Below are 13,653 nucleotides of genomic sequence, written 5' to 3' on the forward strand. Positions count from 1 at the left end.
TCTCAAAAATTCTCTTAATTATGCTAAGTCATAGTCTAAACTTTTTCATCAACACTATTTGACAAATAGCCATTTTTTCTAGGTCAAGTTATTTTCTTTGTTGTACCACTTATCATAATTGGTTTTATTGCTCCTGCAATAACTCAATTAAAATCAAATGCTAGTAAAATGTTGTTAACTATGTTGGGATTATCTTATATTTCTTCAGTAGGTGCTGCACTTTTTTCTGCAACTGCTGGATATATTTTAATTCCTAAATTAAACATTCTTTCTAATGTTGAAGGTTTAAAAGAATTACCTCAAATACTATTTAAAGTAGAAATTCCACCTGCAATTTCAGTAATGGGAGCTTTAGTTTTAGCATTACTTTTAGGACTTGCAGTAGTTTGGACTGGTTCAAAAAGAACTGAGGAACTTTTAAACGAATTTAACAATATTATGTTAATGGTTGTAAATAAGATAGTAATTCCTCTATTACCTATATTCATTGCAACAACTTTTGCTGGACTTGCATACGAAGGAAGTATTACTAAACAATTACCTGTATTTTTAAAAGTTATTTTAATTGTTTTAGTAGGACACTATATTTGGATATTCATACTATATAGTATCGGAGGGCTTGTTTCTGGTAAAAATCCTTGGTCTTTATTAAAATTCTATGGTCCTGCTTATTTAACAGCTGTTGGAACTATGTCATCTGCTGCAACACTTCCTGTAAGTTTAAAATGTGTTAAAAAATCAGGAGTGTTAGATGAAGAAATAACTAACTTTGCTATTCCTTTAGGAGCTACAACTCATTTATGTGGTTCTGTATTAACTGAAACTTTCTTTGTTATGGTTGTTTCTAAAATATTATATGGTGCTGTTCCTCCTGTTGGAACTATGATATTATTCATTGTTTTATTAGGTGTATTTGCAGTTGGAGCACCTGGAGTTCCTGGTGGAACTGTTTTAGCATCTTTAGGATTAATTATATCTGTTTTAGGATTTGATGAAGCTGGAACAGGTCTTATGATAACTATATTTGCTTTACAAGATAGTTTCGGAACTGCATGTAATATAACAGGAGATGGAGCTTTAGCACTTATTTTAAATGGAATTTTTAAAAGAAAATAAATTTAGAACATTTACAAAATTTTAATTTGTTGATTTAAAAATAGTTCGTTATAACCAGATTTCTTAACGATTAAAAATCAAGAGTTCGCTACAAATTTGGCAAAACTCGCTAACTTGCTAACAAGTTAGCTCAAACACGCCAAGATTTGTTCGGCTCACTCTATTTGATTTTTAATCTAAAATCTGGAAAAATAACTCACTTATTTTTAAATTATCCAAAAGATAGCCCCGATGTCCGTATTAGTTCGAAGAGCCTGTGTTTATTGAGCTCGTAGAACTCATACGGCTATCAGGGGCTTATATAAGGTTGATAAATTAAAATTTAAATAATAAAAATTAGACTCTGGAGTATATATTAGTTTGAAGATAATCTATTTATCAAACTTGTAAAACTAATATATCTATCTAGAGTCTTTTTTTATATTTTTTTCTTTAAACTTTGTAATTATTACAATTTTTTTAAATTTTTCTATTTTTTTCAAAAATATTTTTATTTTTTTATTTGACATTATAGTTTGAAAGTGATAAAATACTTTCGAACTATAATTAATATTTTGATAAATATTTTTGTTAAGAAAAAGGAGAAAGATACGATATGGATTTAAAAGGAAGTAAAACTGAAAAGAATTTATGGACAGCATTTGCTGGTGAATCTCAAGCTAGAAACAAATATAATTTCTATGCTAACCAAGCTAGAGAAGAAGGATATGCTCAAATAGGAGAGCTTTTTGACACAACTGCTCATAATGAAAGAGCTCATGCTAAACTTTGGTTTAAAGCTTTACATGAAGATACTATACCTGATACTTTAACTAACCTTGCTGATGCAGCTGCTGGTGAAAACTATGAATGGACTGATATGTATGCAACTTTTGCTAAAGAAGCTAAAGAAGAAGGATTCTTAAAAATTGCTAAACAATTTGAAATGGTAGCTCAAATCGAAAAAGAACACGAAGAAAGATATAGAAAATTACTTGCAAACATTCAAAATAATGAAGTATTCCATTCTGATGAAAAAGTAGCATGGGAATGTATGGAATGTGGATATATTCACTATGGAACTGATGCTCCAGGTAAATGTCCAGTTTGTGGAGTTGAAAAAGCTAACTTCAAAAGAAGAGTTGTTAATTACTAATTAAAAAAGTCTCTGACGTCCTATTAGTTCGAAGAACCTATGTTCATTGAACTCGTATAGAACTCTCATATGGCTGTCAAGAGACTAATAACTATTTTAAATTATACTTTTCTATGAAATTAATAAACCTATCTGTTTAACAGATAGGTTTTTATTATTCTATAGTAAAGTATAAAAATAAATATCAAAAAATAGTCTCTGACGTCCGTATTAGTTCGAAGAGCCTGTGTTCATTGAGCTCGTAGAACTCATACGGCTGTCAGAAGACTTTATTTATTTTCTATAAACTATACCAACACCATCAGAGATTGGTAATAAGACAAAATCATAATTTTCATATAAATAATCAATGAACTCATCTAATCTTTTTACAATGGTTTTAAATCTTTTTGGACTTTCTTTATATAGATAACCCCTGAACATTATATTATCTATAAAAATAAGTCCATTCTCATTCAATATTTTATAGGAATCTTCAAAAAATTTTTTATACTGTCCCTTAGCAGCATCTATAAAAATAAAATCAAATTTTTTATTTAATTTTTCTATTTCTTCTGTTGCATCTCCAAAAATCTGAGACACTCCTTTCAAATTGGACTTCTTAAAATTTTCTTGAGAAATTTTAAATCTATCTTCATCAATCTCTATTGTTGTTAAAGTTCCTTCTCTATCTTGTACCTCCTCCAACATAGTTATTCCTGAATAGCCTGTTGCAGTTCCAATCTCTAAAATATCCTTTATATTTTTATTAGTCTTTATTATAAACTTTAAATATTGTCTAATTTCTTTACTTATTATAGGAACATTATTTACCTCTGCATCTTTTTCTAATTCCTTAAATAATTCTAAATTTGGATTTTTATATTTGTCTATTTTTGATGATATATATTCGTTCGCTTCTTTTAATTCCTCTAACATTTACCCTCTTTTCTCAATTTTATTATGTAAAAATTATCCATTACTTCTTCTTTATAATTTATAGAAAAACCTCCAAACTTATCATAATCTCCTTCTACATTTTCAGGAACAAATAATTTTTCTACCTTAAAATCTTTTCTTTCATTTAAAAATTTTTCAATATTTCTTGTATTTTCTTCATAAGTTATAGTACATGTACTATATATCATTTCTCCATTTTCTTTCAATATATCTGCTGCTGAATTTAAAATTTCTAATTGTAAATTAGCTAACTCTTCAACATTTTCTCTATTTTTACTGTATAATATTTCAGGTTTTTTCCTTATTACACCATATCCACTACAAGGAACATCAGCTAATATTTTATCAAATTTTCTTCCTTGTTTATTAACATTTCTAGCATCCATCACAATAGGTTTTACAATAGTTATTCCCAACTTTTGCATATTATTTTCTATTAATTTTATTTTATGCTGATGAATATCTATTGCAATAACTTCTCCTTTATTTTCCATTGTTTCTGCTATTACAGCTGTTTTTCCTCCAGGTGCTGCACATATATCAAGAACTAAATCATTAATATTTGCATTTAAATTTAATGCTGCTAAATATGAAGACCCGTCTTGTGCTATTATTTTCCCAGTTTTAAATTCTTCGGAATTTATTATAAATCCAGAATTTATATAATATACTGTTCCAACTTTTTTAATTATTTGAATATTATTCTTGACTAAAAATTCTTCAAATTCCTCCTCAGAATACTTTAATTTATTAACTCTTACAGAAAGATAAGGTACTTTCTTTAAACTTATAATAGCTTTTTTTAAATTTTCCTCTCCATATTGTTTTAAGAGAACTTCACAAAACCATTTTGGAACCGAATATAGTAGCTCGTACTTCTTTTCTTCTTCTAATTTTTGTATTTCCTCATCTTTTATTCTTATATAGTTTCTTAAACTTCCATTAATAAATTTAGAAATCGGTAAACTATATTTTTTCTTAGTAAGTTCTGTTGCTTCCCAAACAACTCCTTTATTATCACTATTCATAAAAGTTATTTGATAAATTGACAATCTTAAAATATTCCTAAGCCATTCTTTTTTTATTTCTTTAGTTATTTTAGATATCATATAATCTAAAAATTCTTTGTTTCTAATAACACCGTAAAATATTTCTGTAATAAATGCTTTTTCTTTTGAATTTATATCCAAAGCTTTAAAAGTTTCATTTAAAACTATATTTGAATATCCTCCTTTATCTACCTGTGTTATAAGATTTATTGCTACTTGTTTAACATTCATATCTTCACCTTAATTTTATGAAATTAATCTTTTAATTCAAATCTATACTTTTGTTTTATATTAGGATACTTTTCTCTATCCACTTCCGAAGCAAACATATCATAAGGTCTAGCATATATTCCAAAGTCTCCATATAATGCTTGATAAACAACTAACAATTCTCCTGTTTCTGTATGTTTTGCAATATTTAAAACCTTGTATTCTTTTCCTTTAAAATGTTTATAAACTTTTTCTGTAAATATTTCTCTCATTTTTCCTGCCTATTTCTATCTAGCTATATATATTCAATAACTTTTCCAGATTTTAATGTTTTTTGTATGTCAATAACTCTTTGATTAGAACTTCCTCTCCACTTAAGATTTAAGTCTTTTAATTCGTCAACAAATTTCCCATCAATCAGGACATCACATTCTTTTATTAAAGAAATTCTAGCATCATCTTCTAGAATTTCCTCCCAAGTAAAACCTGACCAAATCCAGATATCTTTTTCTTTAAATTCTGCTTTAAATTTTTTTATAAACTTTAAAAGAGGTTCAATGTTTTTAGGATAAGTTGGGTCTCCTCCTAATATAGAAAGTCCTTTTACTATAGTCGAATATTTTCTAAAATAATTTAGAATCTCATCTTCTTCTTTAATTGTGAAAGTTGAACCATAATGCTCATTCCAAGTTTCCATATTAAAACAATTCTTACAACAATGAGTACAACCACTTACAAATAAACTTACTCTTATTCCTTTTCCATTAATCATATCTGCATATTTTATACCTGAATAATTCATTTTTATTAACTGTGTTTTACTCTATGCATTATTTCCTCTTGTTTACCTTTATTAAAAGGTCTAGCATTAGGTTGAGATAGATATCCACATACTCTCCTTATTACACTCATTTCATTTCCATCATGATTTCCACATTGTGGACAAGTGAAGCCATCTTTTGTTGCTGTAAATTCTCCTTTAAATCCACATATATGACACTTATCAACAGGTTGATTTATCCCCATATAATGTATCCCAACATTTTTTGCATATCTTAAAATATCTGGTATAGCTTCTAAGTTTTTAGTTAAAGAATCTGTTTCTATATAACTTATGTGTCCTCCCTTTGAATATTTATGCCCCAGTGCTTCCATTCTTAATTTTTCAAAAGGACTAATATTAATTCTTGAAGATACATGGAAAGAATTATCATAGTATCCTTTATCTGTGATGCCTTTAATATCCCCAAATTCAGATTTATCCACTCTTGCAAATCTATCACATAGAGATTCTGAGGGAGTTCCATATAATGCAAAACCTAAATTATATGTTTTTTTATATTCTTCAACTTTTTCTGAAATATATTTTAGTATATTAAATGTCTTTTCATAAATTTCTTCTGATTCAGAAAAATCTTTTCCATATAAAAGTTGAGATACTTCACTTAAACCAATATAACCAATTGATACAGTTGAATATCCTCCCCATATCAAATCTTTAATAGTCTCTTTTGCATTTTTTTCAGCCAATGCCCCAGACATCCAAAGTATTGGAGCTACTTCTGCCGTAGTATTTTCTAAATAATGTGCTCTAAAAATAGAATTATCTTTGCAAATTTCTAAAACTCTATCTAACTCTTTGTAAAATTCTTTTTCATTCCCTCTATTTTTTATTGCAATCCTTGGTAAATTTATAGTTGTTGCTCCTATATTAAATCTTCCAGCATATTTTTCTTTCCCCTTTTCATCTTTCCAAGGAGATAAAAAGGCTCTACACCCCATAGGATAAACCACTGTTTCTTCTTTTAACTGTTCTTTTGTAATAAATAAAATATCTGGATAAATTGATTTAGTCATACATTCAAAGGCAAGTTGTGAAATATCCCAGTTAGGATCTCCCTCATTTAAATTTAAATCTTCACACATTGCATAAACTATTTTAGGAAATATAGCAGTTTCTTTTTTAGCTCCAAAACCTGCCATTCTAGTCTTAAAAACATATTTTTGAACTAATCTTCCTTCCCATGATATCTCAGTTCCTATTCCTATTGTTGTAAAAGGAGTTTGTCCATTTACTGTTGATAAAGAGTTTATCTCGTATTCAAGTCCTTGCATTGCTTGTTTTACTGATTCTTCTGTCATATCAACTGTATAAGCAAAGGTTCTCGGATATTTATTTTTTAATTCTTGATTTGAATACTCTATATTTTTGTCTTTTAAATTTTCTATTTCTTCTTCACTTAAATTATCTATATATTTTATTCCTCTTAAAAAATGTTTCTTAAAGGTTTTTTTTATATACTTTACTAAAGCTCTATCTAAATATGGAATTGAACAGCCTCCAAAAGTATTAGATGATACAGAAGCTATAATTTGTACTATATGTCCAACTGCAACATCAACCGAATTTGGCTCAAGCATTTTTGCATTTCCTATATTACATCCACCACTTAGCATAGTTTCTATATTTACAAGTTCACAATTAGTTTCTCTGAATAAAAGATAATCTAAGTCATGAAGATGTATTTCCCCTTTAATATGAGCTAATTTTATATGTTTAGGTACTATTTTATTTAAGTAGTAGTCTCTTGATGATATCCCGGCTAATAAATCTCTTTGAACTGATATTGTCTTAGCATCTTTATTAGCATTCTCAGATAAAAGTTTTTCATTTGAAGCATCAACTAATTCTGCAATCTGTCTGTATATACCTTTTTCTTTTTCTCTAATTTCAGTCTTTATCGTTCTATAACTTTGATAGTCCATAGCAATATCTTTTTCAGAAGAAGCCATTAATTTTTTAACAACGATATCTTGAATTTCTTCAACCGATAATATTTTTTGTTCCATATTATCAATTTGATTTGCTATTTTTTCAATCAATTTTAAATTAGGTTCTTTTGAATTTTTTTCAAAAGCTTTTTTTATTGCATTCTCAATTCTACTACTATCAAATGCAACTATTTCCCCATCTCTTTTAATTACTCTTTTCATACTTTTTCTACTTAAATAATTTCAAAGTAGCCCTCCTTACTTCCAAATACTTATCTTTGTTAATTTTATCATTTTTTAGCGTTTTTTACAATATATAGTATTTGTATATTTTTGTTATACTATATATTGTTGGTATAACTTCTAGGAGGTATGATTTTTTCTTGTTTATCCATCTATCCCTTCATCTTCTTCTATTAAATAATTAATTTGTTGCCAATCATAAAATTCAACTAATTTATATGGTATTGTATTGTTTTTATGGGCTATAGCAATTATTTCATCTTGTTCAAGTTTATACACAATATGGTGTTCTTCAAAATCATCTAATAACATTTCTTTATACTCTTCATATTTTCCATTTTCTTTTAATTCTTTTATAATTTTTTTTACTTCTTCATAATCTAATCTTTCCATCTAAAATTCTCCTTTATATTGATATATAATTATAACATTTTTTTATTTAATTATAAAATTAATAAACATATGCTCTTCGAACTAATGTGGGAGTCAGAGGATAATTTTTTTACTATTTAATTTTATACTTTCTTATAACTTGAAAAAAGAGAATTTTTAAGTTTTTATTCTCAAAAATTCTCTCAATTATGCTAAGTCATGGTCTAAACTTTTTCATCAATACTATTTGACAAATAACCAATTTTTCCTATCATGATTAATATATCATATCTTTAAAGTATTATTCTTGATCTTAAAGTTATTGTTTTTTTGAAGTACATTCAATTATATTTCCATCATTTCAAGATTTATACCAATTTTACTGGTACTTCTTTCAGACTAATAATTATTATTTTATCTCACTTCTATGTTTAAAATTAATTAATAAGTATACTCATTATTTGTTAAATATTTTTTCATAAATTTTATCCATTTTTTTAAATTTCTTTTATATTCAGCATATTGTTTACCAACTTCTTCTCTTTCTTCAATTTTTTTAATAAGTTCCTCCTCTCTTTTTGGGGTATTTACTTTTTCTCTTCTTAAAATTTCTAATTCATCTAAATATTTATAATACTCTCTTCCTCTTTTTTTAAGTTCTTCTAATTTTTTATTTTTTTGGTTAATTATATCTATATGTTCTTTCTTGATATTTTCTTTTGTCCATATTATTTCATTATCCAAGTTTCTTATTTCATCAGGATAATTATAGATTGAAATTTCAATTACCAAACACCCATCCCAATCCTCAAATTCTCCACATTTCAAATCATCTTCTTCTATTTTACTAAGAACCTTGTAAACAACTGAATCATAACCTATTTCAGGCAAATCAAAAGGTTCTTCATTACTGTAATTACTTTCTTGTTGTTCCTGGTACTTTCCTATTATTTCAATCTTTTTTTCTTTCCATATAAATTTTAAAATTTCTTCTTTACATTTATTTAAAAAAATGTATAGCTCAGTATCTAAAAATTCATCTAAAAAAACAAATGTATCATCGTTCATTTATATACCTCTTTTCTATTTTGGATTTGGATTCGCTGGAACTATATGTGCAGTTCCTTTTGAATCATAATGTATTGTAAATCTACTTGTTATACTTCTTTGTCCTGTATCTTTGTCAATAAATATACCATTATATTTTCCTTGTGTATCCACTATTTCTTTAACAATTTTTCCATCTCTTTCAATTTTTTGTCCTGTACCTTGAAAATCATTAAGTATATTACTAGCTGTTTGCATATCTACTTCGCCCTTTCCTTGTTGAAAGTTATTGTGTCCAACTACATGTTTCCCTTGTTTTCCCTCATGTAATTTAACATTTTGTGATTTAACGGTAGTTGATAATTTTCCATTAGCTTCATTTAGTTCATTATTGGTAATATTATTTGGTTCCAATCCATTTTTCACTAAATTTCCTTCTGTAGATGTTACTCGATTAGGTATAAATTTACTTGCTCCTTTATACCCAAGTTCAAATCCTACTATATTAGCAAAAAATTTCATATCTTCTTTATAAAGCTTCTTATCTAAAGTTGGAGTTGAGTCATAATAATTTTTTATATCTCTTAAAATTGCTTTATCCATCTTCTCTGCTTGATTTCTAGGAATATTTATTCCATTTTTGTAGTTAAGATCACTAATTACTGTATATTCTGCTCCTTTTTGTTTATAATATTCTGGAAATCTACTACTCATATATAAATCAGTTTCTGCAGATATTCTCTTTCTTGGGTCTTTCTTAGGCTCAACTAAACCTAAAGTTGTTGGATCTGGAGCTCCTGCATCTTCTGACCAAAAGAAAAATCCTCCTATTGCCATTGAACTTACACTAGCTGTTCCTGTTATTATTTTTTCTGCTAGTTTATATCCAGCACCAGTTACAGCTCCTTCAGTAATACCTTCTTTAAAGCCATCTTTATATGCTACAGTTATATCCTCTCTATATTCTTTTGTTGTATCAATATTTCTTCTTAAGTACAAATATCTACTTTTATATGCAGCTTTTTCTAAAGTATAAGCACTACTATTCATTAATTCAAATTGAAGGGGTACTTCTTCTCTAGCATATTTTTCATATTCTCTTACAACTCCAATTTTTTCATTAATTTTTGCAATTTTTCTATCTTTTTCTATTCTTGCTTGTTCTTTTTCTTTGGCAATTTTATCCATTTCCTTTGGAGTAAGACTAGAGACAAACTCGTATCTATCAGCTATCTCTTTTAGCTTCTTTCTATATTCAGCTTCTGCTTTTGCTATATCATTTTTAGCTTCTAACTCTGCTCTATAACCATCAGCAGTAACCTCACTATCAGGATTCATTTGTGCATTATCTAGTTTAGCTATATCTATTGGATTTGCCTTATTTTTTGCTATTCTCTTTTGTATTTCTTCATAAGCTATTTCTCCTGCTACTGTTGAACGTAGTTGTCCTTTATCATTTGCTTTTCCTTTGTTATCTATTAAATCTTCTCTTATCTTCCATTCTCTTGCAAGTGACGGTCTTACTTCTTTATCTTTTGCATTTTGGTTTATAAATATCTTTTTAGTTACTTTATCATAAAAAGCTACTATTTCTTTTCCTTCTGCTTTTAACTCATCTATTCTTTCTTTTACTTTTTCTGATAATGTTGGGTCATTTGGATCAAATTTTTCTATTTCTACTCCAAGCTCTTTTTGTACTTCTTTTCTTTCTAATTTTCCTTTTGCAATAATATCCATTGCAGGTGCTGTTTGAACTCTAACTATTGCTTCCTTTATTTCTATTAGACTTCTTCTTTCTGCATCCCCTATATCTTGGCTCTTATTACCATTTATCATATTATCTATTGTTTTTACTACTGTTCTTCCTGTTGCTTTTCCTTCTATTAAAGCAATTTGAAGATCTTCTTTAAACTTTTCAGGATTTTTAATATAGTTAATTGTTTGAGATTCTATATTTATATCTGTTTTAAAATCTCTATCTTCTGTTATCTCTGTCATTGTATCTAAATCTCTATTTATTTCATCTCCAGAAGATTTTCCTATTTCTACATTACCTATTACTGTATTCTTTGTTATTCCTTCTTGTTTTCTATCAGAATAATTTACTCCTATACTAGTTATTCCAGAAGTTGATACTCCTACTGAACCACCTACTGTTTTTAATTTATCTACATTTTCTAAGTTATGTCCTACATATTCATCTATTGATAATTTTCCATTTTCACTTGTACCTATCGCAGAAGCTGTATTTTCTACCTTACCTACCTTTAGATCACTTCCATCTCCTATTATGAAAGTACTTGCATTATCTACAACTCTTCTTTCTCCATTTGTTTGTGAATAGTTTACACTTCCTGATGGAAGACCATTTGCTGATACACTTAAGCTTCCACCTTTTGTACTTCCCTTTGTTGTAGATGTATTTTGTTTACTTTCAATAGTTAGATTTTCAATATTACCAGTAACTTTTCCACCTTCTTGATTAAATCCAGAAAGAGTCATATTCTTAGTATTGTTATGCACTTCATCTACATTTACAAATCTACCATTTTGGTAAGTAGTTCCATTACTATTCATTTTTGATTGAGAAGCTGAAATACTTACCCCATTTCCTTCTGTTTGGAAACCATTATTGTAGTTAATAGTTACACCAGCTGATATTCCACTACTTTGGTAAGTAGTTCCATTACTATTCATATTTGATTTAGAAGCTGAAACTCTAATTGCATCTACTTCTGTTTTGGAAAGTATTTATATGGGAATTATTGCTTACTTACTTTTTATTTTTAAACTATATAAAAGCTGAATAAATATATTTCTATCTATTCAGCTTAACTTTATTTATTCTGCCATAATATCATACTATCTTTTATATATTTTTTTAATCATTTTTATCATAAATTTTATATTTTGAAATAATTACATCCTTTTATGTGCATTTTTTATATATACTTTCAGTTTCAAATAAAAGATGAGATAATTCTGTATCAAATGAATAACTATCAATTAGAGGATAAGTATAACTAGGCATATATTTATTTTTATCTAGTACTTGCATCATTATTTTTATTTGTCTTTTTGCTTCCTTTAAAATACCTCTTGGAACCTCATCAAAATTTCTCATTTCTATATCATAAGGAGTTAATTTGGGTTCTGGTTTTAATAATTCTTCTTCTATTCTATCTAATGTTTTTTGACATTGTTGTATAACTTTTTCTAAATTTTTTTTTCTTATGCTCATTTTCTAATTCCTTTCCTTATTTTTAAGGTTCTAATAATGTCTTATATTTCCAAGGTTGATAAATAAATATTTGCTCAGCTCCTCCTGGATAAATATAATGTGCTTCATCTAATTTCTGTGAATTTGCTATTCCTTTAAGTATTATTGTTCCTGGTTCAATTTGCCATTGTTTTATTCCTGTCATTTGATTCCAAGATGGAGGTAATGCTAAACTTTCTCTATTTGTATATGAACTAAAAATTTTAAATAAAAATCGAATCAATTTATTAGTTTTAAGATGTCTAATTCTTTATATTACTTTATCTGTATCAATTTTCTTTTACTACTACCTACTCTACATTTCATCTTTATATGGTAGTCGAACTATATTTTTAAAACATTCTTCTGAAGCTCCAAACAATTTATAATTTTTCCTAGCTGTATTTAATGACACTCTATTCGGTCCAATAATTTCATCAGGCTTCTCCTCTGACACTTTATCATATTGCCAATAGCAAACTTCACAAATATCTACAATTACTTCATCTACATTATTTATTGTTAAATAACCACAACATGGACATCTTTTTCTTTTCATAGTTGGTCTCCTTTAATTTTTATTTTGGTGCATATTTTTCAATTTGTTCTAATCAATATAATTTCCCATTCTCTGGTTTATAATAAAAAATTTTTTTCTTGTATTCATTTTCTTATTTTTTCTCTCTATTATTTTCTAATATTATTTATTTAAATTATTTTTATTCAATGACTACTATATCCTTACAATATGAATTAACTGTTTTAGTTTATATATTTTATAATCCATAGATTAGAAATTCTTTTAATCATATAAAACTGTACAATATTTTGGATTTATTTTATTTAAAATTCTTCTTAAAATTATTGCATCTTGAGGAAATTTTTCTTTTATGTCATTCCAATTATGTAAAATAATTTTTTTAGGAAGAATAGTATCATAGATAAAATCTTCAATTGCATCCCAATTATTACCACAATGTTGAGGAAGATTCAAAGCTTTTTTGATAGAAAAAATTAATTCTAATTTATTATTGGTATTGTAAAAATTTATAAAAACTTCTTCTTTTTGTTCATATCTCTTTTTTAAAATATCTATAACTACATTATCTTCATTAGAATTAATTAAATTTTCTATATATGCATCACTTATTTCATCATATATTGATTTATAATTCTTTAACATATAATTATATAAATATGTATTTATAGTAATTATATCTTCCTTTTTATTAAAGTTTGAAGATAAAATATTCCAATACACTTCTTCTTCTAAGGCATTCTGAAAACTATCTATGTCTTGATAAAAAATATTTTCAAACTGTTTATCTGAAATATATTTTTTTAAATATAAACAAATAATCCTAATATACTTCATAATTTCTCCTTTTTTTAAATAATTAGTTATTTATAAAAATCTTTTTAATTATATAAATATAGAGCTTTAAAGTTAAAACTACATTTATAACTTTCCTCTAAAATTTTTATAAAATCATATTTTATATTTTAAAACT

13 protein-coding genes and 2 pseudogenes are annotated in these 13,653 nt (G+C 26.6%); 2 read left to right on the plus strand and 13 right to left on the minus strand.

The genetic code is table 11. From position 1 onward, the window contains the following. Positions 1-72: 72 nt before the first annotated feature. Both BQ2505_RS07320 and rbr read left to right on the plus strand, forming a co-directional pair. Positions 73-1,116 (plus strand): annotated as a pseudogene (locus tag BQ2505_RS07320) (dicarboxylate/amino acid:cation symporter); the annotation flags it as partial. Between the two features lie 595 nt (positions 1,117-1,711). After that, a complete protein-coding gene (gene rbr / locus BQ2505_RS07325) occupies positions 1,712-2,251 on the plus strand; it encodes a rubrerythrin (RefSeq protein WP_074017112.1) in 540 nt (179 codons plus the stop codon). A gap of 273 nt (positions 2,252-2,524) precedes the next feature. Here rbr and BQ2505_RS07330 read toward each other — a convergent pair whose 3' ends face one another. The 13 genes and pseudogenes from BQ2505_RS07330 to BQ2505_RS07390 all read right to left on the minus strand — a co-directional run bounded on the left by BQ2505_RS07330 (position 2,525) and on the right by BQ2505_RS07390 (position 13,517). Then, a complete protein-coding gene (locus tag BQ2505_RS07330; protein WP_074017113.1) occupies positions 2,525-3,169 on the minus strand; it encodes an O-methyltransferase in 645 nt (214 codons plus the stop codon). Further along, positions 3,163-4,470: a 16S rRNA (cytosine(967)-C(5))-methyltransferase RsmB gene (rsmB, locus tag BQ2505_RS07335; protein ID WP_074017114.1), complete on the minus strand. Its 1,308-nt coding sequence runs from the start codon at positions 4,468-4,470 to the stop codon at positions 3,163-3,165. The genes BQ2505_RS07330 and rsmB overlap by 7 nt, the downstream gene beginning before the upstream one ends. A 23-nt stretch (positions 4,471-4,493) precedes the next feature. After that, positions 4,494-4,721: a DUF1653 domain-containing protein gene (locus tag BQ2505_RS07340; protein ID WP_074017115.1), complete on the minus strand. Its 228-nt coding sequence runs from the start codon at positions 4,719-4,721 to the stop codon at positions 4,494-4,496. Positions 4,722-4,744: 23 nt separating this feature from the next. Next, positions 4,745-5,251 (minus strand): anaerobic ribonucleoside-triphosphate reductase activating protein, encoded by a 507-nt coding sequence (gene nrdG, locus BQ2505_RS07345; protein WP_074017116.1) that lies wholly within the window; start codon positions 5,249-5,251, stop codon positions 4,745-4,747. Between the two features lie 5 nt (positions 5,252-5,256). Beyond that, a complete protein-coding gene (gene nrdD / locus BQ2505_RS07350; protein ID WP_074017117.1) occupies positions 5,257-7,443 on the minus strand; it encodes an anaerobic ribonucleoside-triphosphate reductase in 2,187 nt (728 codons plus the stop codon). Positions 7,444-7,608: 165 nt separating this feature from the next. Next, positions 7,609-7,857, minus strand: a complete 249-nt coding sequence (locus BQ2505_RS07355) for a hypothetical protein (protein ID WP_074017118.1) — start codon at positions 7,855-7,857, stop codon at positions 7,609-7,611. A 420-nt stretch (positions 7,858-8,277) separates the two neighbouring features. Then, complete coding sequence (locus BQ2505_RS07360; protein ID WP_074017119.1) at positions 8,278-8,904, minus strand: hypothetical protein; 627 nt, start codon at positions 8,902-8,904, stop codon at positions 8,278-8,280. Between the two features lie 15 nt (positions 8,905-8,919). Beyond that, positions 8,920-10,071 (minus strand): polymorphic toxin type 50 domain-containing protein, encoded by a 1,152-nt coding sequence (locus BQ2505_RS09115; RefSeq protein WP_392389520.1) that lies wholly within the window; start codon positions 10,069-10,071, stop codon positions 8,920-8,922. 105 nt (positions 10,072-10,176) lie between these two features. After that, positions 10,177-11,616: pseudogene (locus BQ2505_RS09120) on the minus strand (hemagglutinin repeat-containing protein); the annotation flags it as partial. Positions 11,617-11,812: 196 nt separating this feature from the next. Next, complete coding sequence (locus tag BQ2505_RS07375) at positions 11,813-12,124, minus strand: hypothetical protein (RefSeq protein ID WP_074017120.1); 312 nt, start codon at positions 12,122-12,124, stop codon at positions 11,813-11,815. Between the two features lie 22 nt (positions 12,125-12,146). Next, positions 12,147-12,386 (minus strand): hypothetical protein, encoded by a 240-nt coding sequence (locus BQ2505_RS07380; protein WP_235817386.1) that lies wholly within the window; start codon positions 12,384-12,386, stop codon positions 12,147-12,149. Between the two features lie 72 nt (positions 12,387-12,458). Beyond that, complete coding sequence (locus BQ2505_RS07385) at positions 12,459-12,701, minus strand: CPCC family cysteine-rich protein (protein WP_020788880.1); 243 nt, start codon at positions 12,699-12,701, stop codon at positions 12,459-12,461. Positions 12,702-12,944: 243 nt separating this feature from the next. Beyond that, on the minus strand, positions 12,945-13,517 hold the full coding sequence (locus BQ2505_RS07390) for a barstar family protein (RefSeq protein ID WP_074017121.1): 573 nt from the start codon (positions 13,515-13,517) through the stop codon (positions 12,945-12,947). Positions 13,518-13,653: the final 136 nt, after the last annotated feature.

The sequence above is a fragment of the Fusobacterium massiliense genome (genome assembly GCF_900095705.1).
GTDB lineage: Bacteria > Fusobacteriota > Fusobacteriia > Fusobacteriales > Fusobacteriaceae > Fusobacterium > Fusobacterium massiliense.

Bases quoted from the DNA above. Each gene is read 5' to 3' on its own strand.
- rbr (WP_074017112.1), top strand. From the start codon at position 1,712: ATGGATTTAAAAGGAAGTAAAACTGAAAAGAATTTATGGACAGCATTT.
- BQ2505_RS07330 (WP_074017113.1), bottom strand. From the start codon at position 3,169: ATGTTAGAGGAATTAAAAGAAGCGAACGAATATATATCATCAAAAATA.
- rsmB (WP_074017114.1), bottom strand. From the start codon at position 4,470: ATGAATGTTAAACAAGTAGCAATAAATCTTATAACACAGGTAGATAAA.
- BQ2505_RS07340 (WP_074017115.1), bottom strand. From the start codon at position 4,721: ATGAGAGAAATATTTACAGAAAAAGTTTATAAACATTTTAAAGGAAAA.
- nrdG (WP_074017116.1), bottom strand. From the start codon at position 5,251: ATGAATTATTCAGGTATAAAATATGCAGATATGATTAATGGAAAAGGA.
- nrdD (WP_074017117.1), bottom strand. From the start codon at position 7,443: ATGAAAAGAGTAATTAAAAGAGATGGGGAAATAGTTGCATTTGATAGT.
- BQ2505_RS07355 (WP_074017118.1), bottom strand. From the start codon at position 7,857: ATGGAAAGATTAGATTATGAAGAAGTAAAAAAAATTATAAAAGAATTA.
- BQ2505_RS07360 (WP_074017119.1), bottom strand. From the start codon at position 8,904: ATGAACGATGATACATTTGTTTTTTTAGATGAATTTTTAGATACTGAG.
- BQ2505_RS09115 (WP_392389520.1), bottom strand. From the start codon at position 10,071: ATGGATAAAATTGCCAAAGAAAAAGAACAAGCAAGAATAGAAAAAGAT.
- BQ2505_RS07375 (WP_074017120.1), bottom strand. From the start codon at position 12,124: ATGAGCATAAGAAAAAAAAATTTAGAAAAAGTTATACAACAATGTCAA.
- BQ2505_RS07385 (WP_020788880.1), bottom strand. From the start codon at position 12,701: ATGAAAAGAAAAAGATGTCCATGTTGTGGTTATTTAACAATAAATAAT.
- BQ2505_RS07390 (WP_074017121.1), bottom strand. From the start codon at position 13,517: ATGAAGTATATTAGGATTATTTGTTTATATTTAAAAAAATATATTTCA.